This is a genomic window from Pseudomonas sp. EpS/L25 (assembly GCF_001512295.1).
GTDB lineage: Bacteria > Pseudomonadota > Gammaproteobacteria > Pseudomonadales > Pseudomonadaceae > Chryseomonas.
The window spans coordinates 164,436-182,975 of the sequence record NZ_LNUP01000018.1; the positions used below are offsets into that span (position 1 = coordinate 164,436).

The following is an 18,540-nucleotide window of genomic DNA, read 5'->3' on the forward strand; positions in this document are numbered from 1 at the left end:
ACCTTTTTTGTCGGGAATCCGATAATTGTGTCATCCGATGCAACCCGCTCGAGTTCGTCATGAGACTGACCACCAAAGGCCGCTACGCCGTTACCGCCATGCTCGACCTGGCGCTGCATGCCCAACGGGGCCCGGTGTCGCTGGCCGACATTTCCGAGCGGCAGGGCATTTCGCTGTCCTATCTGGAACAGCTGTTCGCCCGGCTGCGCCGTGGCTCCCTGGTCAACAGCGTACGCGGTCCCGGCGGCGGTTATCAGCTGGCGCGCGACATGAGTGGTATCCATGTGGCGCAGGTGATCGACGCCGTCAACGAATCCGTGGATGCCACCCGCTGTCAGGGCAGCGGTGGCTGTCACCAGGGCGATACCTGCCTGACCCACCACCTCTGGTGCGATCTGAGCGATCAGATCCATGCCTTTCTTAGTGGCATCACCCTGGCCGACCTGGTCGCCCGCAACGAGATCCAGCAGGTTGCCAAGCGTCAGGACACTAAGGCCTGTGCCAGCAAGCAATCGCCCCTAGCGGTCGAAAAAATCGAAGCGTCCACCATCGACTGAGCAGAGACGCCCGTCTGATTTAGGAGTAACCGATGAAATTGCCGATCTACCTAGACTATTCCGCCACCACCCCCGTCGATCCGCGCGTCGCTCAGAAGATGAGCGAGTGCCTGCTGGTGGACGGCAACTTTGGCAACCCTGCATCGCGCTCCCACCTGTTCGGCTGGAAGGCCGAGGAAGCCGTGGAAAACGCCCGTCGCCAGGTGGCCGAACTGGTCAACGCCGACCCGCGTGAGATCGTCTGGACCTCCGGTGCCACCGAGTCCGACAACCTCGCCATCAAGGGTGCCGCGCACTTCTACCAGAACAAGGGCAAGCACCTGATCACCTCCAAGATCGAGCACAAGGCGGTGTTGGACACCACCCGCCAGCTCGAGCGCGAGGGCTTCGAGGTTACCTACCTGGAGCCGGGCGAAGACGGTCTGATCACCCCCGAGATGGTCGCGACGGCCCTGCGTGAAGACACCATCCTGGTGTCGGTCATGCACGTGAACAACGAGATCGGTACCATCAACGACATCGCCGCCATCGGCGAGCTGACCCGCTCCCGTGGCGTGCTCTTCCACGTCGATGCCGCCCAGTCCACTGGCAAGGTCGAGATCGATCTGGAGAAGCTAAAGGTCGACATGATGTCCTTCTCGGCGCACAAGACCTACGGTCCCAAGGGCATCGGTGCCCTCTACGTCCGCCGCAAGCCGCGCGTGCGTATCGAGGCCCAGACCCATGGTGGCGGTCACGAGCGCGGCATGAGATCCGGCACCCTGGCGACCCACCAGATCGTCGGCATGGGTGAAGCCTTCCGTATCGCCAAGGAAGAGATGGCCCAGGAAAATGTCCGGATCAAGGCCCTGAGCGATCGCTTCTACCGTCAGTTCGAAGGCCTCGAGGAGGTCTACCTGAACGGCAGCCTGATCCATCGGGTGCCGCACAACCTGAACCTGAGCTTCAACTACGTCGAAGGCGAGTCGCTGATCATGGCGCTCAAGGACCTGGCGGTCTCGTCCGGTTCGGCCTGTACCTCGGCGTCCCTGGAACCGTCCTACGTCCTGCGCGCCCTGGGCCGCAACGACGAGCTGGCGCATAGCTCCATTCGCTTCACCTTCGGCCGCTTCACCACCGAAGAAGACGTTGACTACGCCGCGAGCAAGGTCACCGAAGCCGTCAACAAGTTGCGCGAATTGTCCCCGCTGTGGGACATGTTCAAAGAAGGCGTAGACCTGAGTCAGGTCGAGTGGCAAGCCCACTGACCCACCCCTGATGAGTGAGGATTGAACCATGGCATACAGTGAAAAGGTCATCGACCACTACGAAAATCCGCGCAACGTCGGCAAGTTCGACGCGGCCGATCCCGATGTCGGCACCGGCATGGTCGGCGCCCCGGCCTGCGGCGACGTGATGCGTCTGCAGATCAAGGTCAACGAGCAGGGCATCATCGAAGACGCCAAGTTCAAGACCTACGGCTGCGGTTCCGCCATCGCTTCCAGCTCCCTGGCCACCGAGTGGATGAAGGGCAAGAGCATCGAGGAAGCGGCGTCGATCAAGAACAGCATGATCGCCGAAGAACTGGCCCTGCCGCCGGTGAAGATCCACTGCTCGGTGCTCGCCGAAGACGCCATCAAGGCGGCCGTCAGCGACTACAAGCAGAAGAAAGGCCTGCTCTAAGGAGGAACCATGGCGATCAGCATGACCGAGTCCGCCGCTCGTCACGTGCAGCGCTCCATCGATGGGCGCGGCAAGGGTGCCGGCATTCGCCTGGGCGTTCGTACCACGGGCTGCTCGGGACTGGCCTACGTCCTCGAGTTCGTCGATGAACTCGCGGCCGAGGATCAGGTGTTTGAAAGCCATGGCGTCAAGGTCATCATCGACCCTAAGAGCCTGGTCTACCTGGACGGCACCGAGTTGGATTTCGTGCGTGAAGGCCTCAACGAGGGCTTCAAGTTCAACAATCCCAACGTGCGTGGCGAGTGTGGCTGCGGCGAAAGCTTCAATATCTGAGGCCAGCCATGGGTAAGCCCTGTCACTTCGCGCTGTTCGAGATCAAGCCCGCCTTCGAGATCGACCTGGCGGGTCTGTCTTCGCGCTATCGCGATCTGGCGCGCACCATGCACCCGGATCGCTTCGCCGATGCACCCGAACGTGAGCGCCGCCAGGCGCTGGAGCGTTCGGCCGAGCTCAACGAGGCCTACCATGTGCTGCGGGCTCCCTCGCGCCGTGCACGCTATCTGCTGGAGCTCGAAGGGCATGAGATGCCCCTCGAAGCGACCATCCAGGATGGCGACTTCCTCATGCAGCAGCTGCAATGGCGCGAAGAGCTGGAAGATCTGCAGGAGGCGGGCGACAGCGCTGGCATTCCTGCTTTCCGCCAGCGCCTCAAGGATGCGCAGCGCGACATCGAGCAGGCCTTCGCCGCGATCTGGAAGGACGCCGCCCAGCGCGAGCACGCCGAGCGTCTGGTCCGTCGCATGCAGTTCCTCGACAAGCTGGCCAGCGAGATCCGCCAGCTCGAAGAGCGTCTGGACGATTAATCACAGGTGTCGCCGAGGCACCGACAACCATAAGCCGACTAGCCAATGGCTCTATTGCAGATTGCCGAACCCGGGATGGCGCCTAAGCCGCATCAGCGCAAGCTGGCGGTAGGCATCGACCTGGGCACCACCAATTCCCTCGTGGCCGCCGTGCGTAGTGGCGTGGCCGAGCCCCTGCCCGACCTGCAGGGCGAGGTGATCCTGCCGTCAGCCGTGCGCTATGCCGCCGGCGGCGTGGAAGTGGGCGCCGGCGCCAAGGCTGCCGCGGCCCAGGACCCTTTCAACACCATCTTGTCCGTCAAGCGCCTCATGGGGCGTGGCATCGCCGATGTCAAGCAGTTGGGTCAGCAGTTGCCCTATCGCTTCGTTGCCGGCGAATCGGAAATGCCCTTCATCGAGACCGCCGCGGGTCGCAAGAGTCCGGTGGAAGTCTCCGCTGACATCCTGCGCGTGCTGCGCGAGCGCGCCGAGGCGACCCTCGGTGGCGAGCTGGTCGGTGCGGTCATCACCGTGCCGGCCTATTTCGACGATGCCCAGCGCCAGGCCACCAAGGATGCCGCGCGCTTCGCCGGGTTGAACGTGCTGCGCCTGCTCAATGAACCCACCGCTGCTGCCGTGGCCTATGGCCTGGACCGGGGCGAGGAGGGCGTGGTCGCCATCTACGATCTGGGTGGCGGCACCTTCGATATTTCCATCCTGCGGCTGACCCGTGGCGTCTTCGAGGTCATGGCCACCGGGGGCGACAGCGCCCTGGGTGGTGACGACTTCGACCATGCCATCGCCAACTGGATCGTCCAGCAGGCCGGGCTGTCCAGTGACCTGGACCCGGCTACCCAGCGCCGCCTGCTGCAGAGCGCCTGCGCCGCCAAGGAAGCTCTGTCCGCCGCCGAGCGCGTCGAGGTACGCCATGGTGACTGGTCGGGCGTGCTCGCGCGCAGCACCTTCCAGGAACTCATCGCCCCGCTGGTCGCCCGTAGCCTCAAGGCTTGTCGACGCGCCCTGCGTGACGCGGACGTCGAGCCGGCGGACATTTCCGCTGTGGTTATGGTCGGCGGTTCCACCCGGGTGCCCTATGTCCGCGAAGCCGTGGGCGAGCTGTTCGAGTGCGATCCGCTCACCGACATCGATCCGGATCGCGTGGTCGCCATCGGCGCCGCGCTGCAGGCCGACTCCCTGGCCGGCAACCGCGCCGGCGAAGAATTGCTGCTGCTGGACGTCATCCCGCTGTCCCTGGGACTGGAAACCATGGGTGGCCTGATGGAGAAGATCATCCCGCGCAACACCACCATTCCGGTGGCGCGCGGCCAGGACTTCACCACCTACCGCGACGGCCAGACCGCCATGCTGGTGCATGTACTGCAAGGCGAGCGCGAACTGGTCAAGGACGCCCGCTCCCTGGCGCGCTTCGAGCTCCGCGGCTTCCCGCCCATGGTCGCCGGTGCCGCCAAGATTCGCGTGACCTTCCAGGTCGATGCCGACGGCCTGCTCGGCGTATCCGCCCGCGAGCTGTCCAGTGGTGTCGAGGCCAGCGTCCAGGTCAAGCCGTCCTACGGCCTGACCGATGGCGAGATCGCCAACATGCTGCAGGATTCCTTCCGTCATGCCGGTGACGACATGCAGGCCCGCGCGCTGCGCGAGCAGCAGGTCGAGGCCCGACGGCTGATCGAGGCGGTCACCGCTGCGCTGGTCGCCGATGGCGAGCGCCTGCTGGACGCCGAGGAGCGCCAGGTGATCGAGCTGGAAATCGGCCGGTTGGCCGAGCTGCTGGAAACCACCGACGTCCAGGCGCTCGAAGAGCAGACCAAGCGTCTTTCTCACGTAACCGATGCCTTCGCCGCCCGGCGGATGAACGCCTCGGTCAAGGCGGCCCTGGCGGGTCGCCGTCTCAACGATATCGAGGAGTAGTTCCATCATGCCGCAGATCACCCTGCTGCCCCACGCCGAGCACTGCCCCGAGGGCGCGGTCTTCGAAGCCAGCGAAGGCGAAACCATCATCGCCGCGGCCCTGCGCAACGGCATCGACATCGAGCACGCCTGCGAGATGTCCTGTGCCTGCACCACCTGCCACGTGGTCATCCAGGAAGGCTTCGATTCTCTCGAGCCCTCCGATGAGCTCGAGGACGACATGCTGGACAAGGCCTGGGGCCTGGAAATGCGTTCGCGCCTGTCCTGCCAGGCGGTGGTAGGCAGCGAGGACCTGGTGGTGGAAATCCCGCGCTACACCATCAACCAGGTGTCCGAAGGTCACTGAGGGAGAAGCTGTCATGGCACTGAAATGGACCGATGTGCTGGATATCGCCATCGAACTCAACGATGCCCATCCTGACGTGGATCCGCGCTACGTGAATTTCGTCAAGCTGCGCAACTGGGTCGTGGCCCTGCCGGAGTTCGACGACGATCCCCAGCGTGGTGGCGAGAAGGTGCTGGAGGCCATCCAGGCCGCCTGGATCGAAGAGTCCGCCTGACGCATCGCCCGTACCGCGCTACGCTTTTCACCGGGACCCGCGTATAATCCGCGGGTTTCGTTTTTGCTCTATTCCCACATTCGGAGTTCACATGTCTGTTCAACGTACCCTGTCGATCATCAAGCCCGATGCCGTAGCCAAGAATGTCGTCGGTGAGATCGTCACCCGCTTCGAGAAGGCTGGCCTGCGCGTCGTCGCTGCCAAGATGGTCCAGCTGTCCGAGCGCGAAGCCGGTGGCTTCTACGCCGAACACAAAGAGCGTCCCTTCTTCAAGGATCTGGTTTCCTTCATGACCTCCGGTCCGGTCGTGGTCCAGGTGCTGGAAGGCGAGAACGCCATCGCCAAGAACCGTGAACTGATGGGTGCCACCGATCCCAAGAAAGCCGACGCCGGCACTATCCGTGCCGATTTCGCCGTCTCCATCGACGAGAACGCCGTTCACGGTTCGGACTCCGAAGCGTCCGCCGCTCGCGAGATCTCCTACTTCTTCGCAGCTACCGAAGTCTGCGAGCGCGTCCGCTAAGGATGAGTGCCGGCCAGGGAAGCGGCCCGCCCGCCTTCCTGGCACCGCCCGCGCCCTGCGCGGGCTTCAAACAGATTTCGTCGAGGTGATCCCATGACCACAGCCACCGATAAGGTCAATCTGCTGGGCCTGACCCAGCCGCAACTCGAGTCGTTCTTCGAGTCCATCGGGGAGAAGCGCTTTCGCGCCGGCCAGGTCATGAAGTGGATCCATCACTTCGGCATCGACGATTTCGACGCCATGAGCAACCTGGGCAAGGCGCTCAAGGAAAAGCTCAAGGCCGCCGCGGAAATCCGTGGCCCCGAGATCGTCAGCGAGGACATCTCCCGCGATGGCACCCGCAAGTGGGTGATCCGCGTCGCCTCCGGCAGCTGCGTCGAGACCGTCTACATCCCGCAGAACGGCCGCGGCACCCTGTGCGTGTCGTCCCAGGCCGGTTGCGCCCTGGACTGCAGTTTCTGCTCCACCGGCAAGCAGGGCTTCAACAGTAACCTCACCGCCGCCGAGGTGATCGGCCAGGTGTGGATCGCCAACAAGTCCTTCGGCACCGTGCCGGCCAAGATCGACCGCGCCATCACCAACGTGGTGATGATGGGCATGGGCGAGCCCCTGCTGAACTTCGACAATGTCGTCGCCGCCATGCGCATCATGATGGACGACCTCGGCTACGGCATCTCCAAGCGCAAGGTCACCCTGTCCACCTCGGGCGTGGTGCCGATGATCGAGGAGCTGGCCAAGCACATCGACGTCTCCCTGGCGCTGTCGCTGCACGCGCCCAACGACGAGCTGCGCAACGAGCTGGTACCGATCAACCGCAAGTATCCGCTGGCCATGCTGCTGGATGCCTGCCAGAGATACATCGGCCAGTTGGGCGAGAAGCGCGTCCTGACCATCGAGTACACCCTGCTCAAGGACGTCAACGACCTGCCCGAGCATGCGCACCAGATGATCGAGCTGCTGCGCAACGTGCCCTGCAAGATCAACCTGATTCCGTTCAATCCCTTCCCGCACTCCGGCTACGAGCGGCCGAGCAAGAACGCTACCCGCCGTTTCCAGGAGCTGTTGCAGCAGGCCGGCTTCAACGTCACGGTGCGCACCACTCGCGGTGATGACATCGACGCCGCGTGCGGGCAACTGGTCGGGCAGGTCATGGACCGCACGCGGCGCAGCCAGCGCTACATCGCCGTCCGCCAGCTCGACGGTGCCGAAACCGTAACGCCGCTCCAGGGCTGAGGGAGCGACCATGGCGATCACGCGCTGTGCGATTGTCGCGCTCGCCCTGTTGGTTGGTGGCCTCGCCGGCTGCGTGACCGAGGGTGACCGCAATCCCATGGATACCCGCCAGGGGCGGATGCAGGCGCGTGATGCCTACATCCAGCTCGGCCTCGGCTACGTCCAGCAGGGCAACACCGAACAGGCCAAGGTACCGCTGAAGAAGGCGCTGGAACTGGATTCCTCCAGCGCCGATGCCCATGCCGCCCTGGCCCTGGTATTCCAGGCCCAGGCGGAAGTGCAGCTGGCGGACCAGGAGTATCGCCTGGCCCTGCGCGAACGTCCCCACGATGCCCGCATCCTCAACAACTACGGCAGCTTCCTCTACGAACAGGGGCGCTACAAGGATGCCTACGAACGTTTCCAGCAAGCCGCCGAGGACAGCCTCTATCCCGAGCGTGCCCGGGTGTTCGAGAATCTCGGCCTGACCGCCTTGCGGCTCAATCAGGTCGACTTGGGCAAGGAAAATCTGGAAAAATCCCTGCGGCTGGATCGCAATCAGCCCAGGGCCCTGTTCGAATTGGCTCAACTGGCCTACCAGACGCGCGACTATGTGCCGGCGCGCAGCTATTACCAGGCCTTCAGCCAGCTCAGTCCCCAGGATGCCCGCAGCCTGTTGCTCGGGATCCGCCTCGCCGAAGTGTTCAATGACCGCAACACCGCCGCGAGCTATGCCCTGCAGCTGAAGCGCCTGTACCCGAACTCACCTGAATATCGTCAACTTCAGTCGGAGCAGAAATGACCGCAGTGCAATCCGAAGCGGTACACGCCGGCCGGGGCCACCCCGGTGAACTCCTGCGGCAAAAACGTGTGGAGCTCGGCTTCAGCCAGGCCCAGGTCGCCCAGAGCCTCAATCTCAGCGGGCGCATCATCGAGCAGCTCGAGGCCGGCAACTACCAGCAGATGCCGGGGCATACCTTCACCCGGGGCTACATCAAGGCCTATGGCAAGCTGCTCGGCCTCGATCAGGTGGAGCTGGTGCGCGCCTTCGATGGCTATACCGGTACCGATGCCAAGGGCAGCACCGTGCACAGCCTGGGCCGGCTCGACGAGCCGGTGCGGTTGTCCCGTAACGTCCTGAGATTCGTCAGCTTCATCCTGGTGGTATTGATCATCGCCATGGGGTTGTTCTGGTGGCAGGAACGCAGTCGCCAGGCCTCCAGCGCCAGTGCCGTGAGCATGGAGCATGTCGAGGTCGAGGGCGCCGACGGCAAGACCGAGATCCACCCCATCGACGAGCCGGAAGAGCAACCCCAGGCGCCAGCGCAGGTGCCGACGCCGGCCGCCGGCGTGCCAGCGCTCGTAGGTACGCCGGTTCCCGACGCCAGCACCGTGGCCTCGATGCCCACGCCGACTACCCCGACGCCTGCGACCCCGGCCCCCGTTACGCCGGCGCCGAGCAGCACGGCCCCGACAGCGACGCCGGCAACCGTGCCCGGCACGCCAGCACCGAGCGCTCCCGTGGCCGGTGCCGACAGCCTGAACATCCGTTTCTCCGCCAACTGCTGGCTGCAGGTCAGCGATGGCACCGGCAAGATCCTCTTCAGCGGCGTGAAGAAAGGCGGCGAGAGCCTGGATTACGCCTCGATCAAGGCGCCGGTGAACATCCGTCTCGGTTTCGCCCGCGGTGCCCAGATCACCTACAACGGCCAGGTCGTCGACCTCGCGCCCTACACCAAGGGCGAGACCGCCCGCATCAAACTCGGTCAGGCCGGACAATGACGTCCGGCGACCTCATGGGAAACCAGCATGCATAGCGAATCGCCCATCAAACGTCGGCCCTCCCGCAAGATCTGGGTCGGCTCGGTGCCGGTCGGCGGCGATGCCCCCATCGCCGTGCAGAGCATGACCAATACCGAAACCTGCGACGTCGACGCCACCGTGGCGCAGATCCAGCGCCTGCAGGATGCCGGTGCCGACATCGTGCGTGTCTCCGTGCCCGACATGGATGCCGCCGAAGCCTTCGGTCGCATCAAGCAGCGCGTCAGCCTGCCGCTGGTGGCCGATATCCACTTCGACTACAAGATCGCCCTGCGCGTCGCCGAATTGGGTGTGGACTGCCTGCGCATCAACCCCGGCAACATCGGTCGTGAAGACCGGGTCAGGGCGGTGGTCGATGCAGCACGCGAGCGCGGCATCCCGATCCGCATCGGCGTCAATGCCGGTTCGCTGGAGAAGGACCTGCAGAAGAAGTACGGCGAGCCCACCCCGGAGGCCCTGGTGGAATCGGCCATGCGCCACGTCGATCACCTGGAGAAGCTGGACTACCCGGACTTCAAGGTGAGCGTGAAGGCCAGTGACGTCTTCATGGCCGTGGCCGCCTATCGCCAGCTGGCGACGCGTATCGAGCAGCCGCTGCACCTGGGCATCACCGAAGCCGGCGGCCTGCGCTCGGGCACGGTAAAATCCGCCGTGGGCCTGGGCATGCTGCTGGCCGAGGGCATCGGTGACACCATCCGCATCTCCCTGGCGGCCGATCCGGTCGAGGAAATCAAGGTCGGTTTCGATATCCTCAAGTCCCTGCGCCTGAGGTCCCGTGGCATCAACTTCATCGCCTGCCCGAGCTGCTCGCGACAGAACTTCGATGTGGTCAAGACCATGAACGAGCTGGAAGGGCGCCTGGAGGACCTGCTGGTCCCCCTGGACGTCGCGGTGATCGGCTGCGTGGTCAACGGCCCCGGCGAAGCCAAGGAGGCCCACGTGGGCCTGACCGGAGGTACACCGAACAACCTGGTGTACATCGACGGCAAGCCGGCGTCCAAGCTGAACAACGACAATCTGGTGGACGAGCTTGAAGGGCTCATTCGCCGCAAGGCGGCCGAAAAGGCCGCAGCGGATGCCGCGCTCATCGCGCGCAGCTGAAAGATCAAGGAATAAGGCCCTTTCGTGAGCAAGTCCCTGCAAGCCATCCGTGGCATGAACGATATCCTGCCGGAGCAGACTCCGGCCTGGCGCTACCTGGAACGTACCTTCGCGACGTTGCTCGACGGCTATGGCTACCACGAGATCCGCCTGCCCATCATGGAGTTCACCGAACTCTTCGCCCGCGGCATCGGCGAGGGCACCGACGTGGTGGACAAGGAGATGTACACCTTCCTCGACCGTAACGAGGAATCCCTGACCCTGAGACCCGAAGGCACCGCGGGTTGCGTGCGGGCGGTACTGGAGCACGGCCTCACCGGCGGTGGCCAGGTACAGAAGCTCTGGTACGCCGGTCCGATGTTCCGCTACGAAAAGCCGCAGAAGGGCCGCTATCGCCAGTTCCACCAGATCGGCGTGGAAGTCTTCAACCTGCCCGGGCCGGACATCGACGCCGAACTGATCGTGCTCACCGCGCGCCTGTGGCAGCGCCTGGGCCTGACCGACGCCGTCACCCTGCAGCTCAACAGCCTGGGTTCGAGCGCCGACCGCGCGCGTTACCGCGATGCCCTGGTGGCCTATCTGCAGGAGCGCTTCGAGCAACTCGACGAAGACAGCCAGCGCCGCCTGACCACCAATCCGCTGCGCATCCTCGACAGCAAGAACGCCCAGACCCAGGCGCTGCTGCAGGACGCCCCGACCCTGGCCGACTACCTGGACGACGAGTCCCGCGCCCATTTCGACGGCCTCAAGGCCCGTCTGGACGCCGTCGGGATCCGTTACCAGATCAATCCCAAGCTGGTGCGTGGCCTGGATTACTATGGCCGCACCGTGTTCGAGTGGGTCACCGACAAGTTGGGCGCCCAGGGCACCGTCTGTGCCGGTGGCCGCTACGATGGCCTGATCACCCAGTTCGGTGGCAAGCCGACGCCCGGCGTCGGTTTCGCCATGGGTGTCGAGCGGCTGGTGCTGCTACTGGAAACCCTGGAGTGCCTGCCGGGCGATCTGCAGCGTCCCGCCGACCTGTACCTCTGTGCCTTCGGCGAGGCGGCCGAGCTGGCCGGCCTGCGCCTGGCCGAGCAGCTGCGCGATGCCCGTCCCGACCTGCGCCTGCTGGTCAATGCCGGCGGCGGCAGCTTCAAGAGCCAGTTCAAGAAGGCCGACAAGAGCGGCGCGCTCTGGGCCATGATCCTCGGTGAGGACGAGCTGGCCGCGCAGCGCGTGGCGCTCAAGCCGCTGCGGGGCGATGCACCCCAGGAAACGGTCGATTTCGCGGCCCTGGCCGCACGTCTGGACGAGATTTTGCCCCCGGCCGCTGCCGGTCGCGGGAATTGAGGAGAACGGATTTGAGTTCCATCGACGACGACAATCTGGTGGTCGCCAAGGCCTGGTGGCAGCGTAACGGCAAGCCGCTGGTGGCGGGTGGGGTCATCGCCCTGGTGGCGGTGCTCGGCTGGCAGGGCTGGCAGCGTTACCAGAACAACCAGGCGCAGGGCGCCTCGGTGCTCTATCAGCAGCTGGTCGAAGCGGCCCTGGCGCCCGGTGGCAAGGTCGACACCGCCCAGGTGACCGATACCTACGGCAAGCTCAAGCAGGATTATTCCGGTACCGCCTATGCCCAGTACGGTAGCCTCTTCGTCGCCAAGGTGGCGGTGGAGAACAACCGTCTGGACGATGCCGCCAATGAGTTGAAGGCGGTGGTGGACAAGCCCCACGACGCCGAGCTCGGCGAGCTGGCGCGCCAGCGCCTGGCCCGGGTCCTCGCCGCCCAGGGCAAGGCCGAGGAAGGCCTGAAGCTGCTCGCCGGCGATGCGCCCAAGGCCTATGTCGCCAATCGCGAAGAACTGCGCGGTGACCTGCTGGTGGCGCTGAAGAAGCCCACCGAAGCCCGTGCGGCCTACGAAAAAGCCCGCGCCGCGCTGCCCAACGATGCAGCCGAAGGCGTGCTGCAGATGAAACTCGATGATCTCGCCAAAGGAGACGCCTGATGTTGCGCTGGAAGCCTATCGCGGTACTGGGTCTCGCCCTTGCGGTCGTCGGGTGCAGCAGCACCGGCAAGAAGGAGTTGCCCCCGGCCGAACTGAAGGACTTCAAGGCGGAAGTCCGGCTGGATGAAGTCTGGAGTCGCTCCGTGGGTGACGGCCAGGGCAAGGAATACAACCGCCTGGTACCGGCCGTGGACGGCCAGACCATCTTCGCCGCCGATGCCGATGGCCGAGTCATGGCGATGAATCGCGAGACCGGCGCGGTGCTGTGGAAGAAGGACCTGGACCTACCGGTCTCCGGTGGGGTCGGGGTCGGCTCCGGTCTGGTACTGGTCGGTACCCTGCGTGGCCAGGTAATCGCCCTCGACGCCGCCAACGGCGACGAAAAGTGGCGCGCCCAGGCCTCCAGCGAGGTGCTGTCCGCCCCGGTCGTCAACAACGACGTGGTCGTGGTCCAGTCCCAGGACGACAAGTTGCAGGCCTTCGAGCTGGGCAGCGGTACCCGTCGCTGGATCTACGAAGACACCCAGCCGGTGCTGAGCCTGCGTGGTACCGGTGCGCCCCTGGTGACCAACCAGGTGGTCATGGCCGGCTTCGCCAGCGGCAAGGTGGTCGCCCTGGACGTCCAGCGCGGCCTGCCGCTGTGGGAACAGCAGATCGCCGTGCCCAAGGGCCGTTCCGAGCTGGAGCGCGTGGTGGACATCGACGGTGGCCTGTCGCTGTCCGGCGACACTCTCTATGTGGTCAGCTACAACGGTCGCGTGGCTGCGCTGAACCCGGCCAATGGCCAGGTACTCTGGCAGCGCGATGCCTCCAGCTACGACGGCGTTGCCGAAGGCTTCGGCAACGTCTACCTGAGCCTGGACAACGGCACCGTCGAGGCGGTCGAGGAATCCTCCACCTCCGCGCTGTGGACCAACGCCGATCTGGCGCGTCGTCAACTCACCGGCCCGGTGGTCTGGTCGAGCAACGTGGTGGTGGGCGACTACGCCGGCTACATCCACCTGCTGAGCCAGGTCGATGGCCGTTTCGTCGGCCGCACCAAGGTCGATGGCGATGGTGTCCGGGTACGACCGCTGGTCGTCGGTGACATGCTCTACGTTTACGGCAATGGCGGTAAACTCGTCGCCTATCGCCTGCGCTAGAAACTATTATCCTCAACCGATGGCCGCTACCGGGAAGTTCGGTAGCGGCCATCGTGTTTTCTGCTCTGGGAGAGCCGCATGGTTCCCGTAATTGCCCTGGTGGGGCGGCCGAACGTCGGCAAATCCACGCTTTTCAACCGCCTGACCAAAACCCGCGACGCCATCGTCGCCGACTTCGCCGGCCTGACTCGTGATCGCAAGTACGGCGAAGCCAAGTGGCAGGGACGGACCTACATCGTGGTCGACACCGGCGGTATCTCCGGTGACGAGGAAGGCATCGACCTGAAGATGGCCGAGCAGTCCCTGCAGGCCATCGAAGAATCCGATGCGGTGCTGTTCCTGGTGGACTCCCGCGACGGCCTGACCGTCGCCGACCAGATGATCGCCGAGCACCTGCGCAAGAGAAACAAGCGCACCTTCCTGGTGGCCAACAAGGTCGACACCGTCGACCCTGACATCGCCCGGGCGGAATTCAGCCCGCTGGCCATCGGCGACGCCTATCCCATCGCGGCGGCCCATGGGCGCGGTGTGAACAACCTGCTGGAAGCCGCCCTGGGCGTCTTCCCCAAGGATGAGGTAGAGGTCGAGGAGCTTTCCGAGGAGGAGGTGCGCGCTGCCGCCGAAGAGGGGGGCGACGTCTTCCGCCGCGTGCAGGGCATCGACGAAACCAACGGCATCAAGATCGCCATCATCGGCCGTCCCAACGTTGGCAAGTCGACCCTGGTCAACCGCATGCTCGGCGAAGAGCGGGTGATCGTCTATGACCAGGCCGGCACCACCCGCGACAGCATCTACATCCCCTTCGAGCGCAACGAAGAACGCTACACCCTGATCGATACCGCCGGCGTGCGCCGCCGCGGCAAGATCTTCGAGGCAGTCGAGAAGTTCTCGGTGGTCAAGACGCTGCAGGCGATCCAGGACGCCAACGTGGTGATCTTCGTCATGGACGCCCGCGAAGGCGTGGTCGAGCATGACCTCAACCTGCTCGGCTTCGTGCTGGAGACCGGTCGGGCGCTGGTGATCGCCCTCAACAAGTGGGACGGCATGGATTCCGGCGAGCGCGACTACGTCAAGACCGAGCTGGAACGCCGCCTGCTGTTCGTCGACTTCGCCGATATCCACTTCATCTCGGCGCTGCATGGCACCGGCGTGGGTCACCTGTACAAGTCGGTGCAGCAGTCCTTCGCCTCGGCCACCACCCGCTGGCCTACCAGCCGCCTGACCCAGATCCTCGAGGACGCGGTGCAGGAGCACCAGCCGCCGATGGTCAGCGGTCGCCGCATCAAGCTGCGCTATGCCCACCTGGGCGGCGCCAACCCGCCGCTGATCGTCATCCACGGCAACCAGACCGAGGCGGTGCCCAAGTCCTACACCCGTTATCTGGAAAAGACCTATCGCCGGGTGCTCAAGCTGGTGGGGACGCCGATCCGCATCGAATACCGCGGCGGCGAGAACCCCTTCGAGGGCAAGAAGAACACCCTCACCGAACGCCAGGTGAACAAGAAGCGGCGCCTGATGAGCCACCACAAGAAGGCCGAGAAGAAGCGCAAGGACAAGCGGCGGTAAGCCGGCAGGGCATTGCGAAAGGAAGGGGCTCAATAGCCCCTTTTTCTTTGGGCGCTCCGTTAGCATTCCCGTAGTGGATGCTCCCGTGGAAAAGGCTGTGCCGTTACCCTCACCCTGGCCCTCTCCCAGAGGGGAGGGGATGTCTGGATGACGGCCTGTACCTGAGCCCACCTCGGTGGACATCCTTATCGCGGCTATGACGGTGCTCTGATGCGACCAGATGCACTGAGTTGCCCCCTCTCCCTGGGGGAGAGGGTTGGGGTGAGGGCGTCCCTGCGGATTCATAAGTGGAAAAGGCTGCGCCGTTTTCCACGCTACGGAGTTAGCCTTATCAAGGCCATGGGCCGCTGCTGCCGGATGCGATGTTCTGTAGGAGCGGCCCATGGCCGCGATGAGCCTTGAGTCGAGCGTCCAGCTGGACGCGTGGACCGAACCGCTCCCTTTCCAAGCTCCCACTCTTGCCCTCGCGGGGAAAAAATCGCAGTCTGCCGTTCTCCTCTTAGCCAGACCTGTGCCCGCGCGATGATCCAGAGCAAGCTTCCCGACCTCGCCGTCACCATCTTCACCCGCATGTCCCAGCTCGCCGCCCAGACCGGCGCGTTGAATCTTTCCCAGGGCTTTCCCGATTTCGCCGGCCCGGCCGAGCTGCTGGAGGCCGTCGGTCGTCATGTCGCGGCCGGCCACAACCAGTACGCACCCATGACCGGATTGCCGGCGCTGCGTCAGCAGGTGGCGGCCAAGGTCGCCGCCTTCTATGGTCGCGAGGTGGATGCCGAGGCCGAGGTCACCATCGTGCCCGGCGCGACCCAAGGGTTGTTCTGCGCCCTGCAGACGCTGGTACGACCCGGTGACGAGGTGATCGTCTTCGATCCCTGCTACGACAGCTACGAGCCCTCGGTGCAACTGGCCGGCGGACGCTGCGTGCACGTGCCCCTGGCGCTGCCGGGCTTCGCTATCGACTGGACGGCACTGGAAGCGGCTCTGAGTCCGCGCACCCGCGCCATCGTGCTCAATACCCCGCACAACCCCAGCGGCGCCCTGGTCAGCTCCGCCGAACTGGACCGCCTGGCGGCGCTCATTCGTGGCCGCGATCTCTACCTGGTCAGCGACGAGGTCTATGAGCACCTGGTGTACGACGGCCAGCGCCACGCCAGTGTCATCGCCCATGACGAACTCTATGCCCGCGCCTTCGTGGTCAGCTCCTTCGGCAAGACCTATCACGTCACCGGTTGGAAGACCGGCTACGTCGTAGCGCCGCCGGCGTTGTCCGCCGAGTTGCGCAAGGTGCACCAGTACGTGAGTTTCTGTGGCGTGACGCCCATCCAGTGCGCCCTGGCCGACTTCATGGTGGCCCACCCCGAGCACCTGGCCGAGCTGCCGGCCTTCTACCAGGCCAAGCGCGATTTCTTCTGCGATCTGCTGGGCAACTCGCGCTTCAGCTTCCAGCGCGCGGCCGGCACCTATTTCCAGGTGGTCGACTATGCCGTCATTCGCCCGGATCTGGACGATGTGGCCATGGCCGAATGGCTGACCCGCGAGCATGGCGTCGCCGCCATTCCGCTCTCGGTGTTCTACCAGACGCCGCCCGCGGACCTGCGCCTGGTGCGCTTCTGCTTCGCCAAGCGCGAAGACACCCTGCGGCAGGCAGCGGAGCGGCTATGCGCGATCTGACCCCTACCCAGGACCTGCGCCTGGCCCTGCTGCAGACCGAACTGGCCTGGCACGATGCGGCCGTCAACCGCTCTCATTTCGAGCGACTGCTGGCGGAGGTGGGAGAGACCGACCTGGTCATCCTGCCGGAGATGTTCACCACCGGTTTCTCCATGGATTCCGCCGTCCTGGCCGAACCGGCGGACGGTCCCACCGCGGCCTGGATGCGCGAGCAGGCGCAGCGGCTCGGCGCCGTGGTGACCGGCAGCCTGATCGTGCGCGATGCCGACGGCCAGCACCGCAATCGGTTGCTGTGGGCGACGCCGGATGGCGAACTGCTGCACTACGACAAACGTCATCTCTTTCGCATGGCGGGCGAGCATGAGCACTACGCCCCCGGCGAGACGCGGCTGCTGGTGCAGCTCAAGGGGTGGCGGATTCGCCCGCTGATCTGCTACGACCTGAGATTCCCGGTGTGGAGCCGGGCGCAGGATGACACCGACCTGCTGCTCTATGTGGCCAATTGGCCGGCGCCGCGGCGTGGCCACTGGAACCGCCTGCTGCCGGCGCGGGCCATCGAGAATCTCTGCTACGTCGCCGCGGTGAATCGCATCGGCAGCGACGGCAATGGCCATCCCTATGCCGGCGACAGCCAGGTGCTGGACTTCCAGGGCGAGCCCCTGGTCGAAGCCGGCACGGCGGCCGGCGTCTTCCATACGACACTCTCGGCCGCCGCGCTGGCCGCCTATCGCCAGCGCTTCCCGGCGCAGCGCGACGCCGACGCCTTCAGCCTGGACTGATCAGGCCCAGAAGGGCGCTGGCTGGGCCTGATGGGCCTGGATCAGGGCGATGGCCTGATCCACGTCCTGCTCGGTGGTGTAGCGACCCAGGCTGAATCGGTAGCTGCGTGAAGCCTGGTCCGCCGTGAGACCCAGGCCGAGCAGTACGTGGGACGGCGCGGCCTTGGCCGAGCTGCAGGCCGAGGTGGTGGAAAAGGCCAGCTGGCGTTGCAGGGCGACGGTGTTCAGCGGTGCGGCGAAGGTCAGGTTCAGGGTGTGGGGGATGCGCTGCTGGGTACAGCCGTTCAGGCGCGTACCGGGGAGCGCCTGGACCCCCGCCAGAAAGCGATCACGTAGCGCCACGAGGCGTTCGTTCTCCCGCGCCATGGCCTGGCCGGCGAGGGCGAAGGCGGTGCCCATGCCGACGATCTGGTGGGTGGCCAGGGTCCCCGAGCGCAGGCCGCTTTCGTGACCACCGCCGTGGATCTGCGCCTGGACGGCGCCCTTGGCGCGTGGACCGACGTAGAGGGCGCCGATACCCTTGGGACCATAGGTCTTGTGCGCGGAAAAGGACATGAGGTCGACGTCCAGCGCGGCCAGATCGATGGCGACCTTGCCGGTGGCCTGGGCGGCGTCCACGTGGAAGAGCGCGCCGCGGGCGCGGACCTCGGCGCCGATGGCGGCGATGTCGGTGAGGGTGCCCAATTCGTTGTTCACCCGCATCAGCGAGACCAGGAAGGTATCGTCGCGCCAGGCATTGGCCACGGCCTGTGCGCTGATGAGGCCGTGCTCGTCCGGGGTGAGATAGGTAACGGCAAAGCCTTCGGCCTCCAGTTGCGCGGCCGTATCGAGCACTGCCCGGTGTTCCAGGCAACTGGTGATGAGATGACCTTGGCCGCGGCGGCGAGCGCAACCGAGCAGGGCGAGGTTGTTGGACTCGGTGGCGCCGGAGGTCCAGATCAGTTGCTGGGGCTGGGCGCCCACTAGCTCGGCTACCTGCTGACGAGCCTGTTCCACCGCACGATGGGCGTCGCCACCGAAGGCGTGACCCTTCGATGCGGGATTGCCGAACAGGCCCTGCCGGCCCAGGCAACCGAGCATGGCTTCGATGACGACGTCATCGACCGGGGTGGTGGCAGCGTAGTCGAAGTACAGCGGGGAAGCGTCCATGGCGGGCCTCGGGCATTTGAATGGCACCAGGTTAACGCCGTCGG

20 protein-coding genes are annotated in these 18,540 nt (G+C 65.2%); 19 read left to right on the forward strand and 1 reads right to left on the reverse strand.

Translation table 11 applies throughout. The features are described 5' to 3' along the window. The first annotated feature begins 59 nt into the window (after positions 1–59). The 19 genes from iscR (at position 60) to AR540_RS23180 (ending at position 17,347) form a co-directional block, all read left to right on the forward strand. Positions 60–557: a Fe-S cluster assembly transcriptional regulator IscR gene (gene iscR, locus AR540_RS23090; protein ID WP_059232305.1), complete on the forward strand. Its 498-nt coding sequence runs from the start codon at positions 60–62 to the stop codon at positions 555–557. A gap of 32 nt (positions 558–589) precedes the next feature. Continuing rightward, the gene (locus AR540_RS23095; RefSeq protein ID WP_059232306.1) at positions 590–1,804 is read left to right on the forward strand and encodes an IscS subfamily cysteine desulfurase; all 1,215 of its coding nucleotides are present in this window, start codon (positions 590–592) and stop codon (positions 1,802–1,804) included. Positions 1,805–1,832: 28 nt separating this feature from the next. After that, a complete protein-coding gene (gene iscU, locus AR540_RS23100) occupies positions 1,833–2,219 on the forward strand; it encodes a Fe-S cluster assembly scaffold IscU (RefSeq protein ID WP_007162419.1) in 387 nt (128 codons plus the stop codon). A 9-nt stretch (positions 2,220–2,228) separates the two neighbouring features. Next, positions 2,229–2,552, forward strand: a complete 324-nt coding sequence (gene iscA / locus AR540_RS23105; protein WP_058759989.1) for an iron-sulfur cluster assembly protein IscA — start codon at positions 2,229–2,231, stop codon at positions 2,550–2,552. A gap of 8 nt (positions 2,553–2,560) precedes the next feature. Beyond that, a complete protein-coding gene (hscB, locus tag AR540_RS23110) occupies positions 2,561–3,082 on the forward strand; it encodes a co-chaperone HscB (protein WP_059232307.1) in 522 nt (173 codons plus the stop codon). A gap of 45 nt (positions 3,083–3,127) precedes the next feature. Further along, positions 3,128–4,987, forward strand: coding sequence for a Fe-S protein assembly chaperone HscA (hscA, locus tag AR540_RS23115; protein WP_059232308.1), 1,860 nt, complete (start codon positions 3,128–3,130; stop codon positions 4,985–4,987). 7 nt (positions 4,988–4,994) lie between these two features. Then, on the forward strand, positions 4,995–5,333 hold the full coding sequence (gene fdx / locus AR540_RS23120) for an ISC system 2Fe-2S type ferredoxin (RefSeq protein ID WP_007162423.1): 339 nt from the start codon (positions 4,995–4,997) through the stop codon (positions 5,331–5,333). 13 nt (positions 5,334–5,346) lie between these two features. Next, a complete protein-coding gene (iscX, locus tag AR540_RS23125; RefSeq protein ID WP_059232309.1) occupies positions 5,347–5,547 on the forward strand; it encodes a Fe-S cluster assembly protein IscX in 201 nt (66 codons plus the stop codon). Positions 5,548–5,638: 91 nt separating this feature from the next. Continuing rightward, the gene (ndk, locus tag AR540_RS23130; RefSeq protein WP_059232310.1) at positions 5,639–6,070 is read left to right on the forward strand and encodes a nucleoside-diphosphate kinase; all 432 of its coding nucleotides are present in this window, start codon (positions 5,639–5,641) and stop codon (positions 6,068–6,070) included. 93 nt (positions 6,071–6,163) lie between these two features. Further along, a complete protein-coding gene (gene rlmN / locus AR540_RS23135; RefSeq protein WP_059232311.1) occupies positions 6,164–7,303 on the forward strand; it encodes a 23S rRNA (adenine(2503)-C(2))-methyltransferase RlmN in 1,140 nt (379 codons plus the stop codon). A gap of 10 nt (positions 7,304–7,313) precedes the next feature. Continuing rightward, positions 7,314–8,084, forward strand: a complete 771-nt coding sequence (pilW, locus tag AR540_RS23140) for a type IV pilus biogenesis/stability protein PilW (RefSeq protein WP_059232312.1) — start codon at positions 7,314–7,316, stop codon at positions 8,082–8,084. Then, on the forward strand, positions 8,081–9,064 hold the full coding sequence (locus AR540_RS23145) for a RodZ domain-containing protein (protein WP_059232313.1): 984 nt from the start codon (positions 8,081–8,083) through the stop codon (positions 9,062–9,064). The genes pilW and AR540_RS23145 overlap by 4 nt, the downstream gene beginning before the upstream one ends. A 27-nt stretch (positions 9,065–9,091) precedes the next feature. Further along, the gene (gene ispG, locus AR540_RS23150) at positions 9,092–10,204 is read left to right on the forward strand and encodes a flavodoxin-dependent (E)-4-hydroxy-3-methylbut-2-enyl-diphosphate synthase (protein ID WP_059232314.1); all 1,113 of its coding nucleotides are present in this window, start codon (positions 9,092–9,094) and stop codon (positions 10,202–10,204) included. Between the two features lie 24 nt (positions 10,205–10,228). Next, a complete protein-coding gene (gene hisS, locus AR540_RS23155) occupies positions 10,229–11,536 on the forward strand; it encodes a histidine--tRNA ligase (RefSeq protein ID WP_059232315.1) in 1,308 nt (435 codons plus the stop codon). Positions 11,537–11,547: 11 nt separating this feature from the next. Continuing rightward, positions 11,548–12,189 (forward strand): tetratricopeptide repeat protein, encoded by a 642-nt coding sequence (locus AR540_RS23160; RefSeq protein ID WP_059232316.1) that lies wholly within the window; start codon positions 11,548–11,550, stop codon positions 12,187–12,189. Next, the gene (bamB, locus tag AR540_RS23165; RefSeq protein WP_059232317.1) at positions 12,189–13,331 is read left to right on the forward strand and encodes an outer membrane protein assembly factor BamB; all 1,143 of its coding nucleotides are present in this window, start codon (positions 12,189–12,191) and stop codon (positions 13,329–13,331) included. The genes AR540_RS23160 and bamB overlap by 1 nt, the downstream gene beginning before the upstream one ends. Before the next feature lie 78 nt (positions 13,332–13,409). Next, positions 13,410–14,897, forward strand: coding sequence for a ribosome biogenesis GTPase Der (gene der / locus AR540_RS23170; RefSeq protein ID WP_059232318.1), 1,488 nt, complete (start codon positions 13,410–13,412; stop codon positions 14,895–14,897). Between the two features lie 522 nt (positions 14,898–15,419). Beyond that, positions 15,420–16,568 (forward strand): pyridoxal phosphate-dependent aminotransferase, encoded by a 1,149-nt coding sequence (locus AR540_RS23175; protein ID WP_059232319.1) that lies wholly within the window; start codon positions 15,420–15,422, stop codon positions 16,566–16,568. Further along, positions 16,556–17,347 carry an amidohydrolase gene (locus AR540_RS23180; RefSeq protein WP_059232320.1) on the forward strand — a complete coding sequence of 264 codons (792 nt, stop codon included), beginning with the start codon at positions 16,556–16,558 and terminating at the stop codon, positions 17,345–17,347. The genes AR540_RS23175 and AR540_RS23180 overlap by 13 nt, the downstream gene beginning before the upstream one ends. On the opposite strand, the gene AR540_RS23185 is transcribed toward AR540_RS23180, so the two are convergent. Further along, complete coding sequence (locus AR540_RS23185; protein WP_059232321.1) at positions 17,348–18,496, reverse strand: aminotransferase class V-fold PLP-dependent enzyme; 1,149 nt, start codon at positions 18,494–18,496, stop codon at positions 17,348–17,350. Positions 18,497–18,540: the final 44 nt, after the last annotated feature.